Source organism: Haloarcula hispanica ATCC 33960, from assembly GCF_000223905.1.
In the GTDB taxonomy this organism is placed as follows: Archaea; Halobacteriota; Halobacteria; order Halobacteriales; family Haloarculaceae; genus Haloarcula; species Haloarcula hispanica.
In genome coordinates this window covers 2,508,281-2,532,395 of sequence record NC_015948.1, presented here as the reverse complement: position 1 = coordinate 2,532,395, position 24,115 = coordinate 2,508,281, and the positions used below count along the sequence as shown (strand labels likewise).

Annotated in this window: 26 protein-coding genes; 8 read left to right on the top strand and 18 right to left on the bottom strand. The window is 65.7% G+C overall.

Annotated elements, in window-relative coordinates; genetic code table 11:
• The first annotated feature begins 196 nt into the window (after positions 1–196).
• A complete protein-coding gene (locus HAH_RS12700; RefSeq protein WP_014041284.1) occupies positions 197–997 on the top strand; it encodes a sulfurtransferase in 801 nt (266 codons plus the stop codon).
• Positions 998–1,017: 20 nt separating this feature from the next.
• Here HAH_RS12700 and HAH_RS12695 read toward each other — a convergent pair whose 3' ends face one another.
• Both HAH_RS12695 and HAH_RS12690 read right to left on the bottom strand, forming a co-directional pair.
• Positions 1,018–2,022, bottom strand: a complete 1,005-nt coding sequence (locus tag HAH_RS12695; protein WP_014041283.1) for an AI-2E family transporter — start codon at positions 2,020–2,022, stop codon at positions 1,018–1,020.
• Positions 2,023–2,086: 64 nt separating this feature from the next.
• On the bottom strand, positions 2,087–3,169 hold the full coding sequence (locus tag HAH_RS12690) for a geranylgeranyl reductase family protein (protein ID WP_014041282.1): 1,083 nt from the start codon (positions 3,167–3,169) through the stop codon (positions 2,087–2,089).
• Positions 3,170–3,368: 199 nt separating this feature from the next.
• On the opposite strand from HAH_RS12690, the gene HAH_RS12685 reads away from it, so the two are divergent.
• Positions 3,369–3,755 (top strand): hypothetical protein, encoded by a 387-nt coding sequence (locus tag HAH_RS12685; protein ID WP_014041281.1) that lies wholly within the window; start codon positions 3,369–3,371, stop codon positions 3,753–3,755.
• A 42-nt stretch (positions 3,756–3,797) separates the two neighbouring features.
• Here the strand turns inward: HAH_RS12685 and HAH_RS12680 are convergent, their stop codons facing one another.
• From HAH_RS12680 to uvrA, 4 genes are all read right to left on the bottom strand, one after another.
• The gene (locus HAH_RS12680) at positions 3,798–4,772 is read right to left on the bottom strand and encodes a beta propeller repeat protein (protein WP_014041280.1); all 975 of its coding nucleotides are present in this window, start codon (positions 4,770–4,772) and stop codon (positions 3,798–3,800) included.
• Between the two features lie 101 nt (positions 4,773–4,873).
• The gene (locus tag HAH_RS12675; protein ID WP_014041279.1) at positions 4,874–6,781 is read right to left on the bottom strand and encodes a S9 family peptidase; all 1,908 of its coding nucleotides are present in this window, start codon (positions 6,779–6,781) and stop codon (positions 4,874–4,876) included.
• A gap of 105 nt (positions 6,782–6,886) precedes the next feature.
• Positions 6,887–7,654 carry a hypothetical protein gene (locus HAH_RS12670; RefSeq protein ID WP_014041278.1) on the bottom strand — a complete coding sequence of 256 codons (768 nt, stop codon included), beginning with the start codon at positions 7,652–7,654 and terminating at the stop codon, positions 6,887–6,889.
• An 82-nt stretch (positions 7,655–7,736) separates the two neighbouring features.
• Positions 7,737–10,718: an excinuclease ABC subunit UvrA gene (gene uvrA, locus HAH_RS12665; protein WP_014041277.1), complete on the bottom strand. Its 2,982-nt coding sequence runs from the start codon at positions 10,716–10,718 to the stop codon at positions 7,737–7,739.
• A 134-nt stretch (positions 10,719–10,852) separates the two neighbouring features.
• Between uvrA and HAH_RS12660 the strand changes: the two genes are divergently transcribed.
• Positions 10,853–11,431: an LURP-one-related/scramblase family protein gene (locus tag HAH_RS12660; protein ID WP_014041276.1), complete on the top strand. Its 579-nt coding sequence runs from the start codon at positions 10,853–10,855 to the stop codon at positions 11,429–11,431.
• A gap of 45 nt (positions 11,432–11,476) precedes the next feature.
• Positions 11,477–12,895: an LVIVD repeat-containing protein gene (locus tag HAH_RS12655; RefSeq protein ID WP_014041275.1), complete on the top strand. Its 1,419-nt coding sequence runs from the start codon at positions 11,477–11,479 to the stop codon at positions 12,893–12,895.
• A 25-nt stretch (positions 12,896–12,920) separates the two neighbouring features.
• Here HAH_RS12655 and HAH_RS12650 read toward each other — a convergent pair whose 3' ends face one another.
• Genes HAH_RS12650 through HAH_RS12640 form a run of 3 tightly spaced genes read right to left on the bottom strand, consistent with a single transcriptional unit; the run spans position 12,921 to position 14,898 of the window.
• A complete protein-coding gene (locus HAH_RS12650) occupies positions 12,921–14,321 on the bottom strand; it encodes a DUF402 domain-containing protein (RefSeq protein ID WP_014041274.1) in 1,401 nt (466 codons plus the stop codon).
• Positions 14,318–14,692 carry a DUF7532 family protein gene (locus HAH_RS12645; protein WP_014041273.1) on the bottom strand — a complete coding sequence of 125 codons (375 nt, stop codon included), beginning with the start codon at positions 14,690–14,692 and terminating at the stop codon, positions 14,318–14,320. The genes HAH_RS12650 and HAH_RS12645 overlap by 4 nt, the downstream gene beginning before the upstream one ends.
• Before the next feature lie 44 nt (positions 14,693–14,736).
• Positions 14,737–14,898, bottom strand: coding sequence for a preprotein translocase subunit Sec61beta (locus HAH_RS12640; RefSeq protein WP_004514908.1), 162 nt, complete (start codon positions 14,896–14,898; stop codon positions 14,737–14,739).
• Between the two features lie 115 nt (positions 14,899–15,013).
• On the opposite strand from HAH_RS12640, the gene HAH_RS12635 reads away from it, so the two are divergent.
• Positions 15,014–15,280, top strand: coding sequence for a thioredoxin family protein (locus HAH_RS12635; protein WP_008307970.1), 267 nt, complete (start codon positions 15,014–15,016; stop codon positions 15,278–15,280).
• A gap of 48 nt (positions 15,281–15,328) precedes the next feature.
• Here HAH_RS12635 and HAH_RS12630 read toward each other — a convergent pair whose 3' ends face one another.
• From HAH_RS12630 to HAH_RS12610, 5 genes are all read right to left on the bottom strand, one after another.
• Positions 15,329–16,081, bottom strand: a complete 753-nt coding sequence (locus tag HAH_RS12630) for a response regulator (RefSeq protein WP_014041272.1) — start codon at positions 16,079–16,081, stop codon at positions 15,329–15,331.
• A 330-nt stretch (positions 16,082–16,411) separates the two neighbouring features.
• A complete protein-coding gene (gene npdG, locus HAH_RS12625) occupies positions 16,412–17,080 on the bottom strand; it encodes an NADPH-dependent F420 reductase (RefSeq protein ID WP_014041271.1) in 669 nt (222 codons plus the stop codon).
• 129 nt (positions 17,081–17,209) lie between these two features.
• Positions 17,210–17,599 carry a hypothetical protein gene (locus tag HAH_RS12620; protein ID WP_014041270.1) on the bottom strand — a complete coding sequence of 130 codons (390 nt, stop codon included), beginning with the start codon at positions 17,597–17,599 and terminating at the stop codon, positions 17,210–17,212.
• Positions 17,600–17,677: 78 nt separating this feature from the next.
• The gene (locus HAH_RS12615) at positions 17,678–18,550 is read right to left on the bottom strand and encodes a TIGR01548 family HAD-type hydrolase (RefSeq protein ID WP_014041269.1); all 873 of its coding nucleotides are present in this window, start codon (positions 18,548–18,550) and stop codon (positions 17,678–17,680) included.
• 19 nt (positions 18,551–18,569) lie between these two features.
• Entirely contained in the window at positions 18,570–18,983 is a 414-nt protein-coding gene (locus HAH_RS12610) for a UPF0146 family protein (RefSeq protein ID WP_014041268.1), read from the bottom strand.
• A gap of 30 nt (positions 18,984–19,013) precedes the next feature.
• Between HAH_RS12610 and HAH_RS12605 the strand changes: the two genes are divergently transcribed.
• Positions 19,014–19,535: an archaemetzincin family Zn-dependent metalloprotease gene (locus HAH_RS12605; protein ID WP_004514915.1), complete on the top strand. Its 522-nt coding sequence runs from the start codon at positions 19,014–19,016 to the stop codon at positions 19,533–19,535.
• Positions 19,536–19,603: 68 nt separating this feature from the next.
• The gene (locus HAH_RS12600) at positions 19,604–19,819 is read left to right on the top strand and encodes a hypothetical protein (protein WP_014041267.1); all 216 of its coding nucleotides are present in this window, start codon (positions 19,604–19,606) and stop codon (positions 19,817–19,819) included.
• Positions 19,820–20,096: 277 nt separating this feature from the next.
• On the opposite strand, the gene HAH_RS12595 is transcribed toward HAH_RS12600, so the two are convergent.
• The gene (locus HAH_RS12595) at positions 20,097–21,926 is read right to left on the bottom strand and encodes a ribosome biogenesis/translation initiation ATPase RLI (protein WP_014041266.1); all 1,830 of its coding nucleotides are present in this window, start codon (positions 21,924–21,926) and stop codon (positions 20,097–20,099) included.
• A gap of 2 nt (positions 21,927–21,928) precedes the next feature.
• Positions 21,929–22,225, bottom strand: coding sequence for an EMC6-like membrane protein (locus HAH_RS12590; protein ID WP_023843411.1), 297 nt, complete (start codon positions 22,223–22,225; stop codon positions 21,929–21,931).
• Between the two features lie 125 nt (positions 22,226–22,350).
• Here HAH_RS12590 and HAH_RS12585 point away from each other — a divergent pair, with 125 nt between their 5' ends.
• Positions 22,351–22,614 carry a winged helix-turn-helix domain-containing protein gene (locus HAH_RS12585; protein ID WP_004514919.1) on the top strand — a complete coding sequence of 88 codons (264 nt, stop codon included), beginning with the start codon at positions 22,351–22,353 and terminating at the stop codon, positions 22,612–22,614.
• Positions 22,615–22,662: 48 nt separating this feature from the next.
• Here HAH_RS12585 and HAH_RS12580 read toward each other — a convergent pair whose 3' ends face one another.
• The gene (locus HAH_RS12580) at positions 22,663–23,220 is read right to left on the bottom strand and encodes a cysteine hydrolase family protein (protein ID WP_014041265.1); all 558 of its coding nucleotides are present in this window, start codon (positions 23,218–23,220) and stop codon (positions 22,663–22,665) included.
• Position 23,221: 1 nt separating this feature from the next.
• Positions 23,222–24,043 (bottom strand): YqcI/YcgG family protein, encoded by an 822-nt coding sequence (locus HAH_RS12575; protein WP_014041264.1) that lies wholly within the window; start codon positions 24,041–24,043, stop codon positions 23,222–23,224.
• Positions 24,044–24,115 lie beyond the last annotated feature (72 nt).

Below are 24,115 nucleotides of genomic sequence, written 5' to 3'. Positions count from 1 at the left end.
CACCCTGGCGGCATATATTACCCCTATTTGGAGGTGCCGAAAGACGGCGTTCCAGCGGTGGAGGGAATAAGGGCCATGGAGTACCATGTCCGGGACGGCTCGCTCTGTTCTCCCGTGAGAACGAGCAATATTTGCAACCACCTTCGACCGACTGCGATGGGAGTTTTCAAGCGGACAGAGCGGTAACGCCACGACAATGACTGATTTCGTCTCTGCGGAGTGGGTGGCGAGCCAGGGCGAGGGTATCCGAATCGTCGACGTGCGCGACGCCTGGGAATACGACGGCCTCGGCCACCTCCCGAATGCGGTGAGCGTGCCCTTCGATTCGTTCCGGGCAGACGAACACGGCACGGAGTCCGACGCCGACGCTGGCGAAGGGATGCTCCCCGACGAGGACGACTGGGCACAGTTGCTCTCGGAGGCCGGCGTCTCCCCGGAGAGCGACATCGTCGCGTACGACGACCACCACGGCGTCTTCGCCGCGCGGTTTCTGGTCACCGCAGAACTGTTCGGCCACGACCCCGCCCGGCTCCATCTCCTCGACGGCGACTTCTCCAGTTGGCAACTCGAACGGGAAACGTCGAGCGAGACGCCGGCTGTCGAGCCGACCGACTACGAGCTGACTCGTCCCGACGCGACGCCGCTGGTCGGTCCGGACGCGGTCGCTGACGCCGCGGACGACCCTGACGCGGTGCTGGTCGACACACGCGAGGACGGGGAGTACGACGAGGGCCACATCCCGGGTGCGGTCCTGCTGGACTGGCGGGCCCTCGTCGACGACGAGACGCGGGGACTGCTTCCGCAAGACGAAGCGCGATCTGTTCTCGAACGTGCAGGTATCGTCCCCGAGAAACGTATCGTCCTCTACTGTAACACCGCTCGGCGAATCAGCCACACGTACGTCGTTCTCCGGCATCTCGGCTTCGAGCAGGTGGATTTCTACGAAGGGAGCCTGACCGAATGGGAGGCACAGGGGCGGCCGCTGGAGACGAACTAACTGTTATACCGACTGCTGGCTCAGCTCAGTTGCTGCTGGTCTCCCTGCCGCTCGTTCGTCAACAGCGACGACAGTTCGACCAACAGCGCGATGACGACTGGCCCGGCGATAAAGCCGATGACGCCCAGCGTCAGCACGCCGCCGGTGAACCCGACGAAGTAGAGGCTGGCCGGGAGGCCGGTCGTGTAGCGGGCGAGTTTCGGCCTGATGACTGCGTCGGGGAGGAAGCCGACGAAGACGAGGCCGAACACGGTCACCAGTATCGCACCGGTGATGTTTCCATTGATGAGGTCCGCGACAGCGATGGTAAGGACGACGACGCTGGGGCCGATGACGGGGACGAACTGCAGGATGCCGGCGACCACCGCCAGTGCGAACGCGCCCTGATAGCCCAGCAGCCAGAACACGACCCACGCCACGACGAAGGTCCCGAACGCCGTCGCCGCCTGGAGAACGTAAATCGCGTACAGCGTCCCCCGGAGTCGCTGATGGAGTCGGTTGACGACCTCGTGATACGACGCCGGCACCGTCCGATAGGCGGCCTTTTTGGGCGCCTGTGGCCGCCACAGCATCGCGTAGACGAGAATCGTAAACAGGACGGCTTTCAGCGCCAGGACGGGCGATTCTGCCGCGAGGTCGACTGCGAAATCCGTGAGTATCCGTCGCGCTGATAGCAACGTCGGCGCGATCTCGACCGGGTAGCTAAACCCGCCGACATCGATGGTCACCATCGGTGGGAGTTGCTGGAAGAACGAAAACAGGTCACGACGGCGGAGATACAGCACGGCCCCGAGCGGGACGACGATGAGTGTGCCGCTGACGAAGGCGATACCAGTCGTCACGGCCGCCGACAGTCGCTTGTTGAGCCCGTGGCGCCCGAGCCACTTCGAGACGGGGAACAGGACGTATGCGACTGTGATTGCGAAGAATATCGTCGATAGCACTCGCGCGAGAAGGACTGTCGTCAGACAGCCGGTGAGAACGAGCAGGCCCGCGAGGACGTAGGTTCGTCGGCGTGTTACCACGCCCGACCTTTTCTATCGGTCGGTAAAAACGTTATCTGCACACGCCAGGCGAGTAACAGGTCCGTTAGGACCGGGAGAACAGCGCCGCCAACTGCTCCCGTGAGAACAGCGTCGTCGGCCGGTCCATGTGGACGCCGATCTCGCCCTCGAAGGCCTTCATCCCGGCTTTCTGTATCGGCTCCGGCGCGGAGTAGCCCGCCCGGACCGCGTGGCCCAGACGGATTTCCTGCCGGAGGTCGTCGCGCCACGCACGCTCGTACTCGCCCAGCGTCGCCGGGTCCTCCGAGTCGATTTCCCGGGCCGCGTGGTCGGCCGCGGTCATGCCGTAGCGGATACCGCCGCCGGTGAAGGGTTTGGTCTGGGCGGCGGCGTCGCCGACGAGGAACGACCGCCGGCCGGTGACCCGCTTCGGCGGGCCGATGGGGATAAGTCCGGAACAGCGGTGGTCGGTTTCGACGCCGTAGCCGTCGACGAATTCCTCGAAGCGCCCGCGGGCGTCGTCGCCCGGCGGCACAGCCAGCCCGTACTCGACGCCGGCCTCGCCCCGCGGGATGCGCCAGGCGAAAAAGCGCGGGACTGTGAGGTGAACGTCGACGAAGTCGGTGTGGTCCACCTCGTCGCTGAACCCGAGCACGCCGTGGAGCAGTTCGTCGGGCTCCGGGAGGTCGAGTTCCCGCCGGACGCGGCTCTTCGGGCCGTCACAGCCGGCAACCATTTTCGCTCGGTGCGCCTCGACGCCGTCGTCGCCGCGGACCTCCACGGTGACGCCGTCCCTGTCCTCGGTGACCCCGACGACGGAGTGTGCTTCTCGAACGTCCGCACCGGCGTCGCGGGCCAACCCTGCGAGGTGCTTGTCCAGGCCGACGCGGTCGATGACGTTCGAGATGACCTCATCCTTGTAGAATGGGTGGTCTTGGCTCCCGGGGCCGCCGGTGTGGAACCGCGCGCCGGAGATCTCGTTTTGGAACAGTTCGTCGCGGGCGTCCTCGGTGAACTCCCAGATATCTGTACTCACATGGCCCGAGCAGGCCAGCGGCTTGCCGATCTCCCCCTGTTCGAACACCACCACGTCGAGCCCCCGGCTCGCCGCCTGACGCGCGTACCGGGACCCAGCCGGACCCGCGCCGACCACCACAACATCGTGCATACACGTTCTCTCGGTGTCACGAACCAAATAGCTTCTCGATTCAGACGGACTGTTGTACCTGTTTTCGGGACGACCGCTGGGTTAGCTATCCGTCGCAGGGACCCGAGAATGGGCCTGTTGCTCGGCCAACCGCCGAAACGGCCGTCGCGTCACCAGCCGAAGCAGGGCGTATTTGTCGGTGTAGCCCCTGTCACCGCCCATGGCAGAGTACCAGCCCGGCGTCTGCAACATCGGGGCGAACCAGCGCCGTGCCCGCCGACTGTCGGCCATTGCTTCGTTTGCAGTCGCCATCGGTATCGCCCTCGCCGCCACCCTCGGCGCGATACCCGACCTGTCGCTGTGGGCGACCGTCCCCTTCGTCTTCGGCGGGTACGTCGGCGCGCTGCAGGATTACTTCCGGTTCTGCGTCGCCTTCGGGGCACTCGCCCGCTACGACCTCTCCGGGTCGGGCGGGGAAAGCGGGCGCGTCGACGCAAGCGAGGCTGTTCGCGCCGACCGGCGAAAAGCGGCGAAGATTCTCCTGCTTGCGACCGTTTCGACGGCCGTGACGAGTGGTCTCGGTGCCGTTTTGGTCCGACTGGCGTAGCTGCGGACGGACTCTGATGCCGACCACTTGCTCGGCCGCCCCTCACACGACGGCCAGTCCGCTCGGGACCTGGTCGTACTCGACCGGCCAGCCCACGCCGTCGGGACCCTCCCGAGTCCACGTCTCCCCGCGCTTTGACTGGAACAGGCCGTGGTTCGTCAGCGCGAGGAAGCCGTCGTCCGGGTCGGCGGTGAGAATCGGCCGGGCCAGTCCCGCCGGCCCCGGTAGACCGTCCATCGACTGTCTCCACCGGTCGCCGTCCCACCGGTAGACGTAGCTCTCGCCGCTGGTGCTGTGGGCCGACCGGGGGCCGCTGGCGGCCGAGACGACGATGCAGTCCGGATCGTCAGGATGGACGGCCAGCCCCCACACGTACCGATGGCCCAGCCCCTCCTGTGGGTGCGTCCACGTCGTCCCGCGGTCCGTCGACAGCGCGTAGCCGTCGCCGGCGGCGGTGTACACCCGGTCCGGGGCATCGGGATGAGTCGCCAGCGTGTGGTTGTCCCGCCGCGCGCCCTCGGGGTGGTCGACCCACCTCCCGCCGCCGTCGGGACTGCGGACGAACGCGCCGGCCTCGATGGCGGCGTACACCTGTTCCGGGTCGTCCGGTGCGAGGGCGATCCACCGGACATGGTGGGTGTCGGGCCGCGGCGGGAACGACCACCGCGAAGCCGAGTCCAGTTCCGTCAGCCCGGGTTTCTCAGTCCACGTCTCTCCACCGTCGGTCGACTGATAGACCGCGCTCGGCTCCGTTCCGGCCCACACCACGTCGGCATCGTGTGGGCTGACTGTGACGCTCGTCACGCGGTCCCCGGCGTCAAGGGCCGACTCCCACGTCGCTCCGCCATCGGTCGTCCGCTGGAGACCAGCGTCTACGGTGCCCACGAAGGCACGGTCCGGTTCCGCCGCTTCTGCAGCGACGCACTCGATGTCGTGACCGATGAGGCCGTCGTCCCAGCCGCTGTGGCCGTCGCCGACGAGGACGCGGTCACCGAGCGCAGCGTAGGCGGTGTGCATGGCCGACTGTACGACGCCCGAGCCAAGAACACTGGCGGTATCAGCGACTGACCGACCGCGTCAACGCGAAGACGTACAGCGCGGCGAAGCAGCCGCCGAGCTTAGTCGTCGGCGGCGACCGTTTCGGTCCCGATCCGGCGGTCGAGGAAGCCATCGAGCAGGCGGAACAGCCGCGTTTTCTGCTCGATGTCGGAGGAGGCGTGGCCCTCCTCGCCGAGTTCCCGATACTCGAAATCGCCGTCCGGTCCCTCGGTGTAGCCGGCGACTTCGAGCGCGTCGCGGAACAGGCGGGCCTGCGAGACGGGGACTCGACGGTCGTTGACGCCGTGGACGATGAACAGCGGGGCGTCGAGGTTATCGGCGTGGGTGATGGGCGACCGCTCCTCGTACAGCTCCGGGTTCTCCGCCGGGGTGCCCATGTTCTTCTCCATGAGCTCAGTCCGGTAGTGTGGCATCGTGTTCTCGTACTGGTCTTCGAGGTCCGTGAGGCCGATCCAGGCGACGCCGGCGTCGTACAGGTCAGGGTACTGGACCATTTGCCAGTACGCCGAGTAGCCGCCGTAGGAGCCGCCGAAGACGACGATGCGGTCCTCGTCTACCCACTCACACGTCGCGAGGACGTGCTCGGCGGCCGAGGCCACGTCGCCCTGCTCGGCCCCGCCCCAGTCGTCGTACAGTTCGCGGATGAACTCGCGGCCGTGGCCGGTCGAGCCCCGGTAGTTCACCTGCAACACCGAGAAGCCCCGGTGGACGAGGAACTGCGTGTAGAGGTCGAAAGACTTGCTGTCCATCCCGCGCGGGCCGCCGTGAGGATTGACGATGAGCGGCGACGGCCGCTCGCCGGAATCGTACAGCAGACAGCCGATCTCCAGCGTGTCGTAGGAGTCGTACTCGACGGCGGCCTGCCGCGTCTCTGGCACGCCGTCGGACTCGATGGTGAAGTACTCCGCGTCGGCGAAGTCGTCAGGTGAGAACGGGCCGTACTCGGCTTCGACCAGCGCCTCCGTCTCGTCGGTGTCGAGGTCGTAGGCGAGCAGTTCGGGGCGGCGCGTCGGCGTCGTGTGTAGCGCCAGCAGGCGGTCCCCGGAAAGCACCGGGTCGCCGCCCATCATGCCGAAGGAGGCGACGCCCTCTGGCAGGTCGAGTTCGCGCTCCTCGCCGGATTCGATGGCGTACACGACGGGCACCTTCGTGGCCTCGCGGGTCCGAACGGCCAAGAACCGCTCGCCGTCGGGCAGGAGCGCCTGTGGCTCCTCCTCGTACTCGCCGCCGAACCACGTTACCTCGTCCGTCGCCAGGTCGTAGACACCGCTCCGGGACAGGTCCTCGCTGTTGTCCACGACCAGCAGGCGGTCGCCGTCGGGTCCCCAGTCGGCTGGGGCGGCTTCCGCGCCAGTGATGCCGATATCCAGGTTCTCCGGGTCCGACCCGTCCGCGTCGCTGACGTACACGTCCATGTTGTCGAAGTCGTCGGTCTCGTTGGTCGTGTATGCCAGCTGCGAGCCGTCGGGTGAGAGGATGCCCGTGTGAACCGCGCGGTCGTAATCGGTCAGCTTCGCCGTCTCGCCGCTCCCGAGGTCGTGGCTGTAGAGGTTCATCTGGCCGTCGCGTGTCGACCCGACCAGCAGGGCCTCACCGTCCCTGCCGACGTCCTGTATCACCACCTGCCCGTCCATCTCGACGACTGCCTCGACCGACCCGTCGCGCTCGATGGCGTACACGTCGTTCTGTTCGTTGCCGTCGTCGTCGAGGTGGAAGAACACCCGCTCCCCGTCGGCTCCCCACTCGACGTGCCAGCGGGCGTTCCGGGGAACTTCGCCGTCGCTCCACTGCTCGTGGGTGCCGCTCTCGACGTCAAGGACGTGAAGCTCGTTGCGCCCGCTCACGTCGTAGTAGAAGGCCACTTCGTCGCCGTTGGGGGACGCCGTCGGATGGGCCAGCGTCGGGAGTCTGGCGAGTTCCTCCAGTACCGTTTCGGGGTCCGTCGCACCGCTTTCAGGGTCGGACATACGACGTGTGCTAACTCCGGCTAGATTGTAGTTGTTCTGCCGACACGAGAGCGTATGTGGTAAGGATGACTGTTCCTGTCGCCCCCGATGGGCGGTACCCACAGACTACGGCGTCCACCAGCGCAGGCCGACCATCACGAACACGATTGCCAGTTGCAGCAGCCCCTGCAGGCCCCCGAGCCTGGCGTTTCGCATCCCGATCTCGGAGACCAGGTCCACGTCCGGGTTCTCTGAGACGACCTGCCGGTAGATGCGGACCTCGCCGGGCAGGATGACCCCGAAGCCCTGCACGGACAGCAGCGTCACGATACCGAGCGTGGCGACGATCCACCACGAGGTCATCGCGAAGGCCGGCAGCGTGGCCGCGAGATACGCGCCGGAACCAACGACGGCGACGCCGAGGACGCCCAGCGTCTTCGGGTCGGTCAGCGCGTCGAACTGGTAGCCGATGAGGAGAACGACCGGAAGCAGCGTCGCGGCGGTCAGAATCGCCAGCCACGGGTCGGCGTTGGGGAACTTCCCGAGGCGGAGCGCCAGCAGGATGCCGCCGCTGATAGTCACCGTCGCCAGCGACGGCATCAGGAACGTCATCTTGGGCGTGAACGAGGCGAAGAAGTCGGCCCGCGCCTCTGGTTCCTGGCCGCCGAGCACCGGCCCCAACACGAGCCCCATGAACAGGTCGATGCCGGTCCACAGCACCCCAGCCATCACATGTACGTAGGTTAGCGCCCGGATGTTGCCGCTGGCGACGGCCCCCGCAAACGCAATGAGCGGGACTGCGACTGCGCCCACGGCAAAGGCCGGGTTCGCTTGCTTCGCCAGCCCACCGATACCCCGTTTCCGCTCGATGCGGTCCGCTGTCGACTGCGCCATAGCTGGCTATATCAGGTTTCCCTACTGTCAAAAACGTTGGTGGCCGTTTCAGCTATTGCCTGCTTTCAGCATACCGACTTCCTCAGTCGTCGTCCGCAGCCGGCTGTTCGGCCGATAGCTCGCGGTCTGCTCGCGGCCCCTCTAGGTCGACGTTCGGCAGCAGGTCACGGAGGTACTGCCCGGTGTAGGACGCGTCGGCCCGGGCCACGTCCTCCGGGGTGCCCTCGGCGACGAGTTCGCCGCCGTTCTCGCCGCCCTCCGGCCCGAGGTCGATGATGTGGTCGGCGTTTTTCACCAGGTCGAGCTCGTGCTCGATGACGACCACGGTGTTGCCGTCGTCGGTGAGCCGGTGGAGCACGTCGATGAGTTTGCGCTCGTCCTCGGGGTGGAGCCCGGTCGTGGGCTCGTCCAGCAGGTACAGCGTTTCGCCCGAATCCTTCTTGCCGAGTTCCTCGGCGAGTTTCACCCGCTGGGCCTCCCCGCCCGAGAGGGTGGTCGATGGCTGGCCCAGGCGCATGTAGTCCAGGCCCACGTCCTTCAGGAGCTCCAGCCGGCGGCGAATGCCGCCGTGGCTCTCGAAGAAGTCGTAGGCCTCCTCGACGGTCATATCGAGCACGTCGGCGATGGTCGCGCCCTTGTAGGTCACGTCCAGCGTCTCGTCGTTGTACCGCGCGCCGCCACACTCCTCGCAGGGGACCGTCACGTCCGAGAGGAAGTTCATGTCGATGGTGACCGTCCCCTGGCCGCCACACCCCTCACAGCGGCCGCCCTTGACGTTGAACGAGAACCGGCCCTTCTCGTAGCCGCGCTGTTTCGCCAGGTTCGTTTCGGCGAACAGCTCGCGAATGTGATCGAAGACGTTGGTGTAGGTCGCCGGGTTGGACCGCGGCGTGCGGCCGATGGGCGACTGGTCGATGAGCCGCACCGTCTCGACGTTGTCGAGGCCGTCGATGGCGTCGTGCTCGCCGGGGTTCACGTCGGTGTCGTTCATCCGACGGACCAGCCCTTTGTACAGCACGTCGTGCATCAGCGTGGACTTGCCCGACCCCGAGACGCCCGTGATGGCAGTGAACGTCCCGAGCGGGATGGACACGTCGAGGTCGGCGAGGTTGTGCTGGCGAGCGCCCCGAACCGTGAGTTCGCCGTCGGCCTCGCGGCGGCTGTCGGGCACCGGAATCGTCCGCTCGCCCGAGAGGTACTCCCCGGTCACCGACGCCTCAGTGTCGATGACCTCCTCCATCGGGCCGTTGACGACGACCTCGCCGCCGCGCTTGCCCGGGCCGGGACCCATGTCGATTATCTGGTCGGCCCGGCGCATCGTCTCGGTGTCGTGTTCGACGACCAGCAGCGTGTTCCCGAGGTCCCGCAGTTCCTCCAGCGTGTTCAGCAGGCGGTCGTTGTCCCGCTGGTGGAGGCCGATGGAGGGTTCGTCAAGGACGTAGAGGACGCCGACGAGGCCGCTGCCGATCTGGGTGGCCAGCCGGATGCGTTGACTCTCACCACCAGAGAGCGTCGAGGCCTCGCGGTCCAGCGTCAGGTAGTCCAGACCCACCTCGGTCATGAAGCCGAGGCGGGCGCGAATCTCCTTCAGAATCTCCTCGGCGATTTTCCGGTCCCGGGACGAGAGGTGCTCCTCCATCCCCTCGAAGTGGGCCAGCGCGTCGCTGATGGACATCTCGTTTACCTCGGTGATCGAGGTGCCGTCGACGAGCACCGCCCGCGATTCGGCTTTGAGCCGCGTCCCTTCACAGGCCGGGCACGTCGTGGTCGCCATGAACTCCTCGATGTGCTCGCGAGCGCGGTCCGAGTCTGTCTCGACGTGTCGCCGCTCCAGGTTCGGGATGACGCCCTCGAAGCGCTCGGTCTTCTCTCGGGTGCCGTTCTTGGTCCGCCACTCGAAGTGGACACGGCTGTCGGTCCCGTAGAGGAACTGCCGCTGGATGGATTCGTCGAGTTCCTCGAAGGGTGTCGAGAGTTCCACGCCGAAGTGCTCGGCGACGTTGTCCAGTTGCCGCGAGTAGTACGTCCGGTCGTAGCTCCAGGGCTCGAAGACGTGCTTGAGCGGCTTCGTCGGGTCGGTGACGACGAGGTCCTCGCTGACCTCCTTGGTCTCGCCCAGCCCCTCACACTCCGGACAGGCTCCATGGGGTGAGTTGAACGAGAACGACCGCGTCTCGATTTCGGAGATGTCGATGCCGCAGTGGGTACAGGCCAGATCCTCGGAGAGTTCGACAACGAGGCGGCCCGCGGCGGCTCCGTCGTCCGCTTCGTCTCCGTCGGCGAGGTCGCCGGTCGCCCTGGCATCCGACCCGCCCAGCGTCTCGGCTGCACCCTCCGCCGGGTCCGGAAGGATGACCTTCAGCGTCCCGTCGGCCTCGTCGAGTGCCGTCTCGACGGAGTCCGTGATGCGCGAGCGGGCATCCGGCGAGATCTTCACGCGGTCCACGACCACGTCGACGGTGTGGTCGTAGTTCTCGTCCAGGTGGGGGCGGTCCATCGTGAGGTCGAACTCTTCGCCGTCGACCTCGACGCGGCTGTACCCCTCGCTCACGAGGTCGTCGAACAGGTCCTCGAAGGCTCCCTTCTGGTCGCGGACGACCGGCGCACACAGCTTGGCGCGGGTCCCCTCGGGGAGTTCGAGAAGACGGGAGACCATGTTCTGGGCGGATTGTTCCCCGACCTCGCGGCCACACTCCGGACAGTGGGGCGTCCCGACGCGCGCGTACAGCAAGCGGAGGTAGTCGTGCAGTTCGGTGACGGTCCCAACCGTCGAACGGGGGTTGTTGGCCGCGTTCTTCTGGTCGATAGAGATGGCCGGTGACAGGCCCTCGACGTTCTCGACCTGTGGCTTGTCCATCTGCCCCAGGAAGTTCCGTGCGTAGGCGGAGAGCGATTCGATGTAGCGCCGCTGGCCCTCGGCGTATACCGTCTCGAATGCGAGCGAGGATTTGCCCGACCCCGACAGCCCGGTGACGACTGTCAGTTCCTCGCGGGGGATCTCCACGTCGACGTCCTTGAGGTTGTGTTCCTCGGCCCCCCGGACCTCGATTATATCCTTGCTCATCTTGGATTTTACTTGGCCGGCAGGGGGGAAACCCTGTCGGTTCGGGCCTCGGCGGACGACTTCAGGCGCGTGACTGTTTTTATTTTGAACAGTACGTCGAAAGATTTACCACGAATATCGAATATGAGATTGGTATGGGAACGAGCGACTACGACATCAAGGGGATCGACCTCTCCGACGACAGCTACACAGTCGAACAGAGTCTGGTCCGCAACAAGTACAAAGCCATGGACGCCGCCGGGAACGTCGTCCTCCGCGGGAAACAGAAGATGATGAAGATGAAAGAGGAGTTCCCGTTCGTCGACGCAAACGACAACGAGGTGTTCCAGGTCAAGGCCGGCGGCATCATCGACGTGGCCGGCAACTACGTCCTGACCGATTCCAAGACCGGCGAAGACATCGTCATCCTCGACAACGACTACTCCATCTTCCAAGATACGTGGAAGATTCGGGACGCCAGTACCGAGGCGAAGATCGCCGAGATCACCTCACAGGGCGCGCTCGTGACCATCGCCCGAAACGTCGTCCCGTTCGGCGGCTGGATTCCCCACAAGTACGAGATCAGCGATCAGGACGGCAACCACGTCGGCAACATCGACGGGCAGTTCTCGCTGAAAGACCGCTACGAGATTACTATCGACGACGCCAGCACGGTTCCGAAGGAGCCGATCATTGCCGCGGCGATGGTTATCGACGCGATTCAGGGGAACTGACCCCTCACCGGAATCCTTCTTGCCCTGGCTCCCGCATGGACGGCTATGCGCCGCCGGACGGTCCTCCGACGACTCGCCCTCGCAGGCACAGGTGTCGGCCTCGCTACGGGGACGACCCGCGGCCATCCGATGCCGACCGGAGATGGGACAGCCGAGCCAGCGGCCTCCGACACCCCGACTGGCGAGGACCCGCTGGGCGTGCTAGAGATGGAGACGGTGTACGAGGTCGTTACCAGCCTCGACGGACACACGGCCTACGTCGCGACGGGGGACGGCATCGCGCTCGTCGACCTCGTCACGCCGACCAGTCCGCGACTGCTCAGCCGACGGACCGACCTGCTGGCCGAGAGCGATGACGGGCCAATACAGCGTGTACAGGACCTCGCTGTCAGCGGCTCACGGCTGCTGGCCGCCGGTCCCGCTCACCCCGCCGACGGCGCTCACGGTTTCGTCGTCTTCGACGTGAGCGACCGGCAGGCTCCGGAGCGAATCGCGGGCCTCGAACTGGACACACGGGTCCACAACTGTCACTTTGACGGCCGCTACGCCTATCTGACCGCGAACGACCGCGACGGCAACCCCTTGCTCGTGGCCGATATCGAAGCCGAAGAGGAAGTCGGCGAGTGGTCGCTGCTTGATGCCGGCGACGCCTGGACCGACGTGCCGACGAGTCTCTGGCCGCTGCACGATGTCTGGGTGGAGGACGACCGGGCCTACTTGGCGTACTGGGACGGCGGGACGTGGGTCGTCGACGTATCAGACCCGAGTGATATCTCGCTGGTGGCGAAGGTCCGCGGGCGCTCCCCCGAAGACCTCGCCGCCATCGAGGACCCCGGGACCGAGCGGAGCGAACCGCCGGGCAACGACCACTTCGTGACGGTCAATGAGGACGCGTCGCTGCTGGGCGTCGGCGGCGAATCATGGGACCTCGCGGACGACGACAGCGGCGGCCCCAGCGGCATCGACCTGTACGACATCAGCGACCCGACCGACGCCGAACTACTGTCGACGCTCGACCCGCCGCCGACCTCGGACCCATCGCCGGGTGGCATCCTTACGACGGCACACAACTTCGAACTGACCGACAACCGCTGTTACTCGGCGTGGTACAACGGCGGGGTCCGGGTCCACGACCTGACGGACCCGACCGCGCCTGAACTCGCGTTCGAGTGGCGCGACACTGAAACGACCTCGTTCTGGACCGCCCAGCGCGCCGCCGGCTGTTTCGTCGCCGGGAGCACGAACGCGAGCCAGGGGACCGAGGTCCAGCCCGGGCTGTACACGTTCCCGGACCCGCGGATACGGACGCCGACAGCGGACCCGTCGGCCACAGGCGACGAGGGCGGCGGCGCTAACAGCACTGATGGCACCTCCCTCGGGGTCGGCGGCCCCGGCTTCGGCGTCGGGTCGGCGGTTGCAGCGGTCGGGCTGGCAGCCTGGCGCGCCCGACGCCGGCAAGACTGACGCCGCGCCGCGTGACTGACTTCACTCACTCCAGCGCGCTCTTGACAGCGGCGGCGACGCTCCGGGCGCGCTCGGCCAGCGGTTCGGAGATGTGTCCCCGCTCGACGGCCGCGTCGAGTTCGTCGTCGTCGACCCGCTCGACGGTGCCGTCGGCGTGTTTCACCACGTCGACGTGGAGGTCCACGTACCGGGCGGTGTCGGGGAATATCTCGACGGGTGTACAGACGTTGACGTAGGTGCCCTTCTTCTCGCCGTCGCTGTCGCGGTACACCGTCGGATACCACCAGCGCCCTTCCTTGACTTTCGTCTCCGCGATATCGCCGGCCTCCTTCGGAACACCGAGGCCGTCGTAGGTGCCGCCGGGGCTCATCTCGCGTTCGATTGTCACCGTCCCGTCGTCATCGACGGACTGGACCTCGCCATTGCCTAGCGTGATGAGTCGACCGCCGGGCTTGCCGTGACCCAGCGACAGCGACCCGCCGACCTGCGGGCCGAACTGCCGGGTCGTTACGGCGAAGGGGAAGTCCGTCTCGCCGGTTTCGGGGTCATCACACAGCGCTTCGACGTAGTCCACAGCGGCGCTGGCCGCGCGGTCCCCGGCCTTCACGCGGTGGTGGCCCGGCATCGTCGCCGTCACCTCGCGGCGGACCTCGTCGAGCGCGAACCGGCTCTCGCGGCCGAACCACAGCCACGTCGTCGAACGTCCCTCGTCGTAACGGGTCGGCGCGCAGTCCTCGGGCGCGTCGGCCCCGTCGAGCGATGCATCGATGGCCGCCGAACGGTCGTTGGCGGCGTCGAGTGCCGCAGCCAGCGCGTCGAAGCTCGCGTCCTCGCTCACCGATTCCCACGAAACGCCCCAGCCGTCCCGGGGCTCTGCGGCGATGAGGTCCAGCATCGCCGGGCCGCCGGTCCCCGACCTGTTGGCGGTCCCGCCGCGCACGAGCGAGAGGAGCGACCCGCGAACCGCGACGGTGGTGTCCAGCACGGGGCGGCCGTTCGTCCACGGCGCGCTCGCCTCGACGACCTGCACCCGGAGGGTATCGCCCGTCGCGACGCGCTCGTCCGAGGACGAGTACGGGAGAAAGCCCTCGCCGTCGCCGAGGTCGACAACAGCGCCGCTCCCCAGCGTCTCCGTTACCGTGCCGGCGTAAATAGCGCCCTCGGGCGTCGGGTCGTCCCAGCGGAGCGTGTCCCGACCGATTTCAGTCAGGCGGTCGGTGACTGTTTCGGCAACGTCGCGGTCCCCCACGACGCCGACGCCCTGCTGGTCGTCCGTCGTCACCACGGTGACCGCCGCCCGCTCGTCGGCGAACTCGCCGTCGAAGCGGTCCTCGATAGGACCCGATGCCTGGACGACCTCGTGGTCCGCCTCGCGCAGTAACTGGGTCAGCGCCGTTGCGTAGATGCCCCTGACCCGGACGGTCATAGCGCGTCCTCGTCGGCGGCAAAGCGGACCCGTCCGTGGACTGTCGGCCCCAGCGAGAGCTCTACTTTCTCGTCGCTCAGAACGCGTCCGCCCTCGACCGGGACGCCCCAAGTGTCGAAGCGCAGATATCCCCGGATATCGTCGGCGTGGGTGAACAGGTCGCAGTATTCGACGGTGTGTTCCTGAATCTCGCTGGAACTGTGAGCGATATCCATATCGGAGTACACCGTCTCGCGGCCGTCGAAGAAGGCTTCCAGTTCTCCGGCCGCGTCGTCGGTGGCTTCGACCACCGCGTCGGAGGCCGCTTCGATGGTCGCTTGCTCAACGCCAGCATCGCGGAGCGCCTGCTGTTCGCGTTGCGTGAAGTGCATACCCGCGAGTCAGTGGCGGGGAGAGGAAAACAGTGCGGAATCGCCTACACGATCATCGCGTTCAGCACGAGCATCAACAGCCCGAACATGACGCCGGTCGCGACGATTGTTCGAGGGTCGATACGGATCGTGTTCTGGTCTTCGGCGTCGAAATATCGGACCAGTCCCGCACTGGACATCAGTCCGCCGCCGTCGCTGCCACTCATACTTCAGGGTGGTGTATCACCAACACTAAGCCTTTCGGGTCGCCCGCGATTGCGTGCCTCCGGTACACATGGATAACCCTTATCAGATACCGCGGGCTAACACGAACAGAGTACTATGACGGTTACACTGAAGGACTTCTACGCGGACTGGTGCGGCCCTTGCAAAACGCAGGACCCGATCCTCGAAGACCTCGAGGAGGACTGGACGGACGTCGAGTTCGAGAAGATCAACGTCGACGAGGAACAGGACGTTGCCAACGAGTACCAGGTGCGCTCCCTCCCGACGCTCATCATCGAGAACGACGACGGCATCGTCGAGCGCTTCGTCGGCGTCACGCAGGCCGACGACATCGACGACGCGCTGCAGCAGGCCTCGGCGTAACGCAGTCGTTTTTGCGGTTCGTCACGTCAGCCGATAGCGACCGCTAGCTCACTCCCGTTCGGCCAGCCCCGAATCGTCGATTTCGTCGACGGCGATGAGCATTCGGCCGCCGTCGAGTGCCGTCACCATCTTCGATTCGGTGAAGGTGGTTTCGTCGGCCCGCAGCCCTTTGCTCTGGCCGGTCCACTTCCCGCCGCGTTGGACGACGGGGATGACGTGCGTTCTGATGTGCTGGACCTCGTTGCTCGGGTGGAGTTCCGACCAGTGCTTGCCGACGAGTTCCTCCGACTCGTAGCCGTAAAACGAGGCGTAGGTCTCGTCGACTCGCTCGAAGCGTTCGTCCGAGCCGATAACGCCGACACCGCTGAGTTTGACTTCGCTGCCCGTCTCGAAGCTGCCGTCCGAGTCGACGGCGTGTTCGACCCGGCGGATGAGCGACGTGTACTGGTCCGTCCCGACGGACTTCTTGAGGTAGTCGGTGACGCCGGCCTGGATGATCTCGGCGGCGACGTCGCCGGTCTCCTCCCCGGAGAACAGCAACACCGGCAGTTTCTGGTGGGTCTCCCGGATGGCTTCGAGGAAGTCGATGCCGTTCATCTCCGGCATGCTGTAATCGCTGACGACACAGTCGAAATTCGTCTCCGAAGACCGAATCATCGTGAGAGCGTTCTTGGGATTCGTCTCCGTCGTGACAGTACAGTCAAGGCCGCTGTCTTCTCGTTCGAGATACGTTTCGACGAGGGCTCCCAACGCCGCGTCATCGTCGACATGGAGTATTGAGAGCGAGTCTTCCGTCTCCATTCTTTGCTATCAGGGATAGAGTACGCAAGTAGTTGACGCCTATCTTGAGGTATTTGATAACCAACTGCGCGACCAGCCGCGGGCCGCGCCAGCGTCTCGTCGCTGGCGTCGGGGAAGGGCAGGGCTGCCGCTGGAACAGGAGTAGCAGTAGCGCCGTCGTTGCGGTGGCCGAGTGAGTGCAGTAAAGCATACCGCTCGCCAGCGGCGAGCGGTTTCACTTCTCGCGACCAGCGGGAGCGAGAAGGTCGTTTTTAGCGTAGATTTTTGCGAACCCGCTCCCCACAGCGCGCTCTGCGAGCGCGCGAGGAGAGGGGGTGACGTAAAAAGGTACTATTGGAACCGCACGCCGAGGTCGTGCAGACCGTCGTTGTGGCGGGCGACGTTGATGAGCAACGGCGTCAGTCCCTCGATTTCGGCGGCGTTAGCGAGCGGGCCGCCGTCCAGCGCACGCAGCCCCTCGATGCCTTCGGCGAGTTCACAGACGGTGTCCTTGGCGTCGGTGTCGTCGCCGACGACGATGGTGTCCCAGTCCAGATCGGCGTCGAGGTTGGCGAGGCGGCCGGCTGCGAGGTTGTGGAAGGCACCCACGACGGGGGTGTCGTCGGGGGCGGCGTTGGCGGCCAGTTGCGTGACGCTGCCGGCACCGGGGCGGTTGTAGTGGAAGCCGTCCTCGTCGCGTTGCATCCCGACGGCGGGGGACACGAGCGTGGTGTCGTCGAGTTCGTCGGCGACGGCGTCGATGGTGTCCGTGAGGTGGTAGGCGGGGACGGCGGCGACGACGACGTCGGCGCGGGCGGCGGCGTCCTCGTTACCCAGGCCAGCGATTGCCACGTCGTCGTGGCCGCGGCTGGCCAGTTCTGTCTCGTACTCCTCCGCTTTGTTCGCCGCCTTCTGGGCTTTCCGGGAGCCGATGATGATCGTGTGGTTGGTGTCGTCAGCCCAGCGGAGGGCGAGACCTTGGCCGATGTCTCCAGTACCGCCAAGCAACGCGATGTCCATACTTACGGCGTAGGCCGACCACTGAATAAACGTTGTGTGACAGGTTCGGTCATACTGTTGGCTGTCCCTAGTGTCCGATATTCGCTACCCTGTGTGGCGAAATTCTTTACAGACGTACAGCCGACAGTATCAGGTGTACTCCTCCCAGGCCCGGTCGAACCCGCCGGCGAAGGCGACGTACAGCGCGCTCCCGAGGCCCATCAGATAGCTGAGCCACTGTGTCGCGACGCCGGGGATCGAGGTGGCCCCGAGCCAGAGAGCAAATATCGTCGAGAGCGGGACCATCACGAAAAAGAGGACGATGATGAACATCCCGACACGGCCCGGCCGGTGGACGGATTCGAGGATGTCGTCGCGTTCGCGCATCGTCCAGTAGGCCACGACGAGGCCGATTAACTGGCAGGTGACGGCGTACAGCGGCACCAAATCGACCGACGGTTCGTGGATGACCGCGCCCCCGACGAGCCCGGCCCAGATGCTCACCAGGAATGCCCAGCCAAACGTCGGCAGTCGTCGCATACCCGAGGTCTCTGTCCCGCCGGTGAAACCGTTGCTGTTTGCGGTCGAGGGGCGCTGCCGGTGACCCGATGACGCGGGCTACGCCGCATCCAGAAGCTCCGGCAGGTCGGTGACCGATTCGACGACAGCGCTTGCGCCGTTGTTGGCGAACGTCCGGCGGCCGGCGTCGCCGGTCAGCCCGCCGGTCAGGACGCCGATGCCGTAGTACACGCGGTCGTCGTCGGCTTCGTCGGCGTTGACCGCCGTCGCCACGTCGTCGAGGGTATCTCCAACGAAGGCGACCCGCTCGGCGTCGAAGCGCTCGGCGAGCGTCCGCAGGGCGGCGGGGTGGGGCTTGCCCTCCTCCCAGTCATCCATGGTGAAGCGGTGCTCTGTGGGCAGGTCGAGACCGACGCGCTCCAGCGCAATGTCGGCCTCGGCGGCCGGGCGGCCGGTGACGACGCCGACGGCGAAGCGGGCCTGCAGGGCCGACAGTGTCTCGTCGTCGACCAGCAGCGGCTCGTCGTGGATGTACCCCGGCGCGTCGAACGGCGGCTCCCCGCCCTCGATGTCGCGATAGAGGTCAGTGCCGAGATACAGCGTCTGGAACACGTCCCGGAGCCGTTCGGGGTCCCAGAAATCGAAAACCCGAGTCTCGGCCGATTCATCGAGCAGATCACGAACCACTGCCTCGGCCGCGTCGAGGCCGCCGCCGCGCTCGGCGATGGCGTCGGTGAACGCCGCCAGGTCGGAGACGGCGGACTCGCGGTCGGCGAGGACGAACAGCGCCGCTGCGTAGGTCAGTTCCCAGTCGTTGTTGAACCCGCCGGCGTCCTTGAACTGCTGGACCGCCGCCTTCTTGATCGTGTCACCGTACACCTGGTCGATAGATTCGACGATTGCCCGACGATAGGAGTCGGCCACGTCCACCAGCACGCCGTCGATGTCGAGGACGACCGCGTCGATTTGCATGAGCGAGCGAAGGCGGTCCTCACTCAAGCGCCTTGCTATCTTTCGCCCGGTACAGCGTCTCCCCGCCCGGGAGCTGCTCCCGCTCGACGGCGACCGTTGGCTGGTCGCCGCCCAGCGTCGTGAACCAGAATGCCGCCCCGACGGTGTTGGCGACGGCCAGCGTCGGTCGGTGCAGCTCCGGCGGTAAATTCCGGGCGAACACGATATCACACCCCGCATAGACGGACTCGTCGGGGTCGAGAATATCGTCGACAACGAACCGCACGCCCTCGGGGACCGCCCGTTCGACGATGTCCGTTGCGGTCACATCCACGCCTCGCTCGGCCAGGGCCCCGGCTACGTCAGGGTGGTTTCCGATGCCGACCTCGACGACGGAATCGACAGACGCCAGTCGGTCGACAAGCGGGCCGGTGGTGTCGGTCACGTCGTACAATTTATGAGATGCGGGCGCATATGCGTTCCCATGCACGTCGACATCGTGCCGGTGGGCGAGGTCTCGGCCCAGGTCAAACGCGAGGCCTCGGACGGACTTCGATCCGTCTACGACTGTGAAGTCTCGATGCACGAGCCACAGTCCATTCCCGCCGGCGCGTACGATGGGGACCGCGACCAGTACCGCGCAGAGGAGTTCATCGACCTGGCTCGCCGGGTCGGCTCCGGCGGCAAAAACATCGCTATCACGCCGAAAGATCTCTTCTACCGCCGCCGGAACTACGTTTTTGGGCTCGCATATCTCGGTGGCTCCGGCAGCGTCATCTCCACGTACCGGCTCCAGACATCTTCCGATGGCGGGTTCTCGAACCGCTCGGCCGGCGAAATCTTCTCGCAGCGAGTACGCAAGGAGGTCGTCCACGAGGTCGGCCATACCCTCGGGCTGGAGCACTGTGACAACAAACGCTGCGTGATGAACTTCTCCCCCACTGTCCGACAAGTCGACGTGAAGGAAGTCTCACTGTGTGGCTCTTGCCAGCGAAACGTGCTGTAGTTTGCGAGCGCATACCAAACTGATTCGGTATAGCGCCTACAGTTCCGTGGTACTTGTACACATACGCGATGAGCAAGAGTCAGTCCCCCGAACGCGTTGCAGAACTGCGAGACATCTTCGTGACGGTCACCGGCGACGAATCAATCACCGAATCCCAGGCAGACGAGCAAACCGACCGCGAACTCGACCCGGACGAGGAGTTCGACCCGGCCGAAGTCGCTGACGGTCTCGACGATGCGGTTGCGGGGTCCGAGACGGACGGTGGCAATGACCCTGCGGCGTAACGCCGCGGACTACTCCTGTCTCCTTTGCGAGTAGCGGCTGTACTACTACCTGAGACGTAGTCTCACCAGCTAACTCCCGGGGTGACATGTGGAGTCAATAGCCACGCCGAGCGCGGTTCGGCAGGCGCGACCGTCGAGTATCGACCTCCGTCGACGAAACCGCTTGAGCACAGCTGTTCTCGCAAAAACGACTCCGGCTGAGGTCTCTTCACCCGTAGATTTCCGATGACGAGACAGTCGCCGTCTGGCTCTCGCCAGCCTCGCTCCCGCTCTGAGCCTACGGCGCGTAGTAGTACTCGCCGGCGTTCTTCTGTTCGCGGTCCAGTTGCGAGTCGGGTTTGTTGATGCGAGGGCGGGAGGTCCGTTCGTCACGGCGGAAGGTGATGTCGAGGTTCTGGAGGAACTCGTTCATCCCCTCGCGCATGCCCTGTGGCGGCGCGGCGTGGCCGTTCCGGGCCGGTTCACCGTCGAAGACGAGCAGGCGGTCGGCCAGCAGGTCGATCATGTAGATGTCGTGGTCGATGACCATCGCCGTCGCGTCATGGTTCTCGGCGTAGCGACGGATCGCGGAGGTCGCCATGACGCGCTGTTCCACGTCCAGGTGGGCCGAGGGCTCGTCCAGCAGGTAGAGGTCGGCGTCCTTCGAGAGGCAGGCCGCGATTGCGACCCGCTGGCGCTCCCCGCCGGAGAGGTCGGTGAGCTGCTGTTCCATCACCGACTCCAGTTGGAGCGGCTGGGCGATTTCGGTGTTCCAGTAGGAACTCCCGAAGTCGTCCGTGATCGACGCGAGGAAGGCGTCGACGCGCATCGGCTGGTCGATTTCGATGTACTGGGGCTTGTAGGCGATGTCGAGGCTGGTGTCGATTTCGCCCGCAGTCGGTTCGAGCCGGCCGGCGAGCATCTTCGCGAACGTCGACTTCCCGATACCGTTCGGGCCGACGACGCCCAGTACTTCGCTCTCGCGGATGGTGCCGGCCTCGACATCCAGCGAGAACTCGCCGCTGCCGTAGCTCTTCTGGAGTTCGGGGTACTCGATGACCACGTCGCCGGTGGAAGCGCTCCGTGGCGCGTGTTCCTCGAACTCGATGTCCGTCTGGCGGATGCGCATGTTCTCGTTTTCGAGGTAGCCCGAGAGGTACTCGTTGATGCCCTTCTTCGTCGATTTTGGCGGCGTGATGATACCGAACGCGCCGGGGGTCCCGTAGGCGACGTTGATATTGTCCGCGAGGAGATCCAGGATGGCGAGGTCGTGCTCGACGACGAGCATCGAGCGGTCCTCCTCCTCGGCGAGTTCCCGGATGAGCCGCGCGGCGGTCATCCGCTGGCCGATGTCGAGATACGGCGTGATCTCGTCGAGGAAGTAGAAATCGGCGTCCCGCGCCAGCGTGGCGACGAGGGCGACCCGCTGGAGTTCCCCGCCGGAGAGGTCGTCGATGTGGTTGTCGACGACCGGCTCGATACCCGTCTGCTCGATGAGGTAGTCGAGGTCGCCCCGCTCGTCGGTCTGGTCCAGCAGTTCGATGGCTTTGCCGTCGAACTGGTCCGGAATCCGGTCGACGTACTGGGGCTTGCGGGCGACGCTCACGTCGCCGTCGCGCATCTGTTCGAGGTACTCCTGCAGGGCGGTCCCGCGGTACTCGTCGAGGATCTCGTCCCAGCTCGGTTCCTCGCCGTACCGTCCCAGGTTGGGCTGCATTTCGTCGGCGAGGATGCGGACGGCGGTGGTCTTCCCGATGCCGTTCGGGCCGAGAATCCCCGTCACCTGGCCCTCGGCGGGGCTCGGGAGCCCGTACAGCGCGAAGGCATTCTCTCCGTAGCGGTGGACCGGGTCGTCGGTCAGCTCCTGTGGGAGATTAATGATCTCGATGGCGTCGAACGGGCACTTGTTCACGCAGATACCGCAGGACTCGCCCAGACAGATCTCCTCGGAGATGCGGACCTGGTCGGGCTGGCCCTCGAAGGGTTCGTCCTCCTCGTACTCGTCTTCCCGCTTGACGATGCACTCTTTCCCGCTGCGGTTGGGCGGGCAGTAGTTCATGCACTCGTAGTTACAGCGGTCGGGCTGACACCGCTCTAGGTCGACGACGGCGATACTGTCCTCGGCCATCGTTACGCTCCCGTCGTGAGGAGAATGCCCCACGAGACGAACCACAGCGAGAAGGTCATGAAGCCGATGTAGAGCACGTCCTTCGCCGAGAGGTCGTCCGTGTCGATGCCGATCACCCGCAGAATCGGGAACTGTGCTGCGATAGCGACCGCGAGGACAAGTATCCCTTGCGGGGCGTCCGGCGTGGCCGCTAACTCGTTGGAACCGAACGCGGCGGCGATGCCAGCGACGGCTGTCAGCGTCGTGACAGTGAGCCCCCGCATATGGGAGCTCATTCCGTCCGCCGTTTCCGTAGCCATACCACACGTTCCACTACCCGCAACCAAAAGGTGCGCGGTTCAGTACTGTGACGCGGCCGCGAATGCTTGCGCCGGTGAGACTGACTCCTCAATCTTTATGCGCCCGGCGCTTGTGATTACGGGTAATGACGGACTCTGATGGGGAGGCCATCGCAGACCTTCCGCCGAGCGCAAAGCTCGTATACAAGGTTCTGGAGTACGACGGCCCGCTGACACAGAAAGGCATCGTCGAGGAGTCGATGCTCTCGGCACGGACCGTTCGCTACGCTCTGGAACGACTCGACGAAGTCGGTGTCATCGAAGAAGACGTGTACTTCGCCGACGCGCGACAGAATCTCTACGAGATTATCGACCAACCGGCGGAAGCGGACGCCGCCGTCTCGGACTGACACGCCTTCTCGCTTGGCTGTTTCGCGACGCGTTCACGCAGCCGCTGGTTACAGCGACGCGACCACGTCGTCCGTCATCGCGATCTCCGCGAACTCACCGCGCAGTTGCGCCAGCGCAGTCCGGTGAACGAGCGACGGCTCGAAGCGTTCGCCGTCGAGCGTTCGGTCGAACGTCGCCGTCGCATCGCCCGGGACGACAACCTCAAACCCGCGGTTTTCAGCCATCCGCGTCGTCGTCGACACGCAGTGGTCAGTCGTCAGGCCACAAACAACGAGCGTCTCGTGGTCCCGTTCGCGGAGCCACGCCTCCAGTCCGGTGTCGACGAACGCGCCGTTGACGCGCTTTTCAAACGTCGCTTCTCCCGGTTCGGGCTCCAGTTCCGGCTTGAACGCGAACCCCGGTTCGCCGTGCCGGAGCGGCGAGTCCGGCTCCGTCGAGTTGTGCCGGACGTGGACGACCGGAAGCCCACGCTCTCGCCATTCGGTAAGCAGGCGTGTCGCGTTCGCCTCGGCGTCGGGGTTGCTCCGCGTCCCCCACGCCGGGTCGTCGAACCCCTGCTGGAAATCCACCAGCACGAGCACCGGTGTCTCGGGCAGTGCGACCATTTCAGTCGGCCGGCTCCGGGGCGGGCGTCCCGATGAGCCACTTCGATTTCGGGTGCTCGCGCGTCACGGTTATCGGACACTCGTCCGGCGACGCGTCCTCGTCCGACGACAGCATGTACTGGGGCCACTCCCGATCGCCCTCGACGCCCCAGTCGCCCAGGTCGGCGTGGGGACAGACGCCGTCGTACTCCTCCAGCCGTCCCTGGATGATATTGCGGGCGTGCTGACCGGCCTCGGTGTCGGCCGTGACGTTCAGGTCCTCGAACAGCGCCCGGGGCTGGAACGTGATCTCCAGCCCGACCGGACAGTAGCGGCTCTTTCGCGTGCCGTAGAACGGCGCGCGGCAGGTCGGAAACATCGGCTCGCCCCCGAAGCAGAACTCCCAGTGCGGGTCATCTGGATCGGTCGGGATGTCCTCGGGCCACGGCTCCGGGTCGTGGACGTGGAGGAACTGGAGGATATGCCAGAGTCGGTCGTGGTACTCGGCCTCCGTCAGCGGTCGCTCAGGCGGCCGGAAGAAGGTCACCAGTGAGGCCCGCTCGCTGTGGTCCTGATAGGTCTCCAGATACGTGAGCAGCGTTTGGCCAAGGTCGAACAGCGCGTCCGGGTCGCTCATTGACGGGACAGCCGTGTACAGCGGCTCGCCATCTCGAACTGACTCCGCGCCGAAGAAACAGGGGAACGGGGAGCCGTTCCGCTCGCCGGTCAGCCCCTCGCGGAAGGTCTGCCAGTGGGCCCCGACCCACTCCGGTGCGTCACCGCGCTCCACTCGGGCGGCCAGCGTCTCCTGGTCCTGTAAGCTCCCGACGACTGCGTCAGTCATGGCTAGTCGGTCGTGTTCCACCGGAATTTAGCTGTCGTTTTCGGCAGTTCGACTGTCGAATCCGACACGATT

Excerpts from the sequence above, each read along its gene's own strand:
- HAH_RS12585 (WP_004514919.1), top strand. The coding sequence starts at position 22,351 with ATGACGGACTCTGATGGGGAGGCCATCGCAGACCTTCCGCCGAGCGCA.
- HAH_RS12595 (WP_014041266.1), bottom strand. The coding sequence starts at position 21,926 with ATGGCCGAGGACAGTATCGCCGTCGTCGACCTAGAGCGGTGTCAGCCC.
- HAH_RS12680 (WP_014041280.1), bottom strand. The coding sequence starts at position 4,772 with ATGCACACCGCCTACGCTGCGCTCGGTGACCGCGTCCTCGTCGGCGAC.
- HAH_RS12580 (WP_014041265.1), bottom strand. The coding sequence starts at position 23,220 with ATGGTCGCACTGCCCGAGACACCGGTGCTCGTGCTGGTGGATTTCCAG.
- HAH_RS12620 (WP_014041270.1), bottom strand. The coding sequence starts at position 17,599 with ATGCGACGACTGCCGACGTTTGGCTGGGCATTCCTGGTGAGCATCTGG.
- HAH_RS12590 (WP_023843411.1), bottom strand. The coding sequence starts at position 22,225 with ATGGCTACGGAAACGGCGGACGGAATGAGCTCCCATATGCGGGGGCTC.
- HAH_RS12640 (WP_004514908.1), bottom strand. The coding sequence starts at position 14,898 with ATGAGTGGCAGCGACGGCGGCGGACTGATGTCCAGTGCGGGACTGGTC.
- HAH_RS12675 (WP_014041279.1), bottom strand. The coding sequence starts at position 6,781 with ATGTCCGACCCTGAAAGCGGTGCGACGGACCCCGAAACGGTACTGGAG.
- HAH_RS12645 (WP_014041273.1), bottom strand. The coding sequence starts at position 14,692 with ATGCACTTCACGCAACGCGAACAGCAGGCGCTCCGCGATGCTGGCGTT.
- HAH_RS12655 (WP_014041275.1), top strand. The coding sequence starts at position 11,477 with ATGCGCCGCCGGACGGTCCTCCGACGACTCGCCCTCGCAGGCACAGGT.
- HAH_RS12615 (WP_014041269.1), bottom strand. The coding sequence starts at position 18,550 with ATGCAAATCGACGCGGTCGTCCTCGACATCGACGGCGTGCTGGTGGAC.
- HAH_RS12635 (WP_008307970.1), top strand. The coding sequence starts at position 15,014 with ATGACGGTTACACTGAAGGACTTCTACGCGGACTGGTGCGGCCCTTGC.
- HAH_RS12685 (WP_014041281.1), top strand. The coding sequence starts at position 3,369 with ATGGCAGAGTACCAGCCCGGCGTCTGCAACATCGGGGCGAACCAGCGC.
- uvrA (WP_014041277.1), bottom strand. The coding sequence starts at position 10,718 with ATGAGCAAGGATATAATCGAGGTCCGGGGGGCCGAGGAACACAACCTC.
- HAH_RS12630 (WP_014041272.1), bottom strand. The coding sequence starts at position 16,081 with ATGGAGACGGAAGACTCGCTCTCAATACTCCATGTCGACGATGACGCG.
- HAH_RS12605 (WP_004514915.1), top strand. The coding sequence starts at position 19,014 with ATGCACGTCGACATCGTGCCGGTGGGCGAGGTCTCGGCCCAGGTCAAA.
- HAH_RS12700 (WP_014041284.1), top strand. The coding sequence starts at position 197 with ATGACTGATTTCGTCTCTGCGGAGTGGGTGGCGAGCCAGGGCGAGGGT.
- HAH_RS12650 (WP_014041274.1), bottom strand. The coding sequence starts at position 14,321 with ATGACCGTCCGGGTCAGGGGCATCTACGCAACGGCGCTGACCCAGTTA.
- HAH_RS12575 (WP_014041264.1), bottom strand. The coding sequence starts at position 24,043 with ATGACTGACGCAGTCGTCGGGAGCTTACAGGACCAGGAGACGCTGGCC.
- HAH_RS12660 (WP_014041276.1), top strand. The coding sequence starts at position 10,853 with ATGGGAACGAGCGACTACGACATCAAGGGGATCGACCTCTCCGACGAC.
- npdG (WP_014041271.1), bottom strand. The coding sequence starts at position 17,080 with ATGGACATCGCGTTGCTTGGCGGTACTGGAGACATCGGCCAAGGTCTC.
- HAH_RS12670 (WP_014041278.1), bottom strand. The coding sequence starts at position 7,654 with ATGGCGCAGTCGACAGCGGACCGCATCGAGCGGAAACGGGGTATCGGT.
- HAH_RS12600 (WP_014041267.1), top strand. The coding sequence starts at position 19,604 with ATGAGCAAGAGTCAGTCCCCCGAACGCGTTGCAGAACTGCGAGACATC.
- HAH_RS12690 (WP_014041282.1), bottom strand. The coding sequence starts at position 3,169 with ATGCACGATGTTGTGGTGGTCGGCGCGGGTCCGGCTGGGTCCCGGTAC.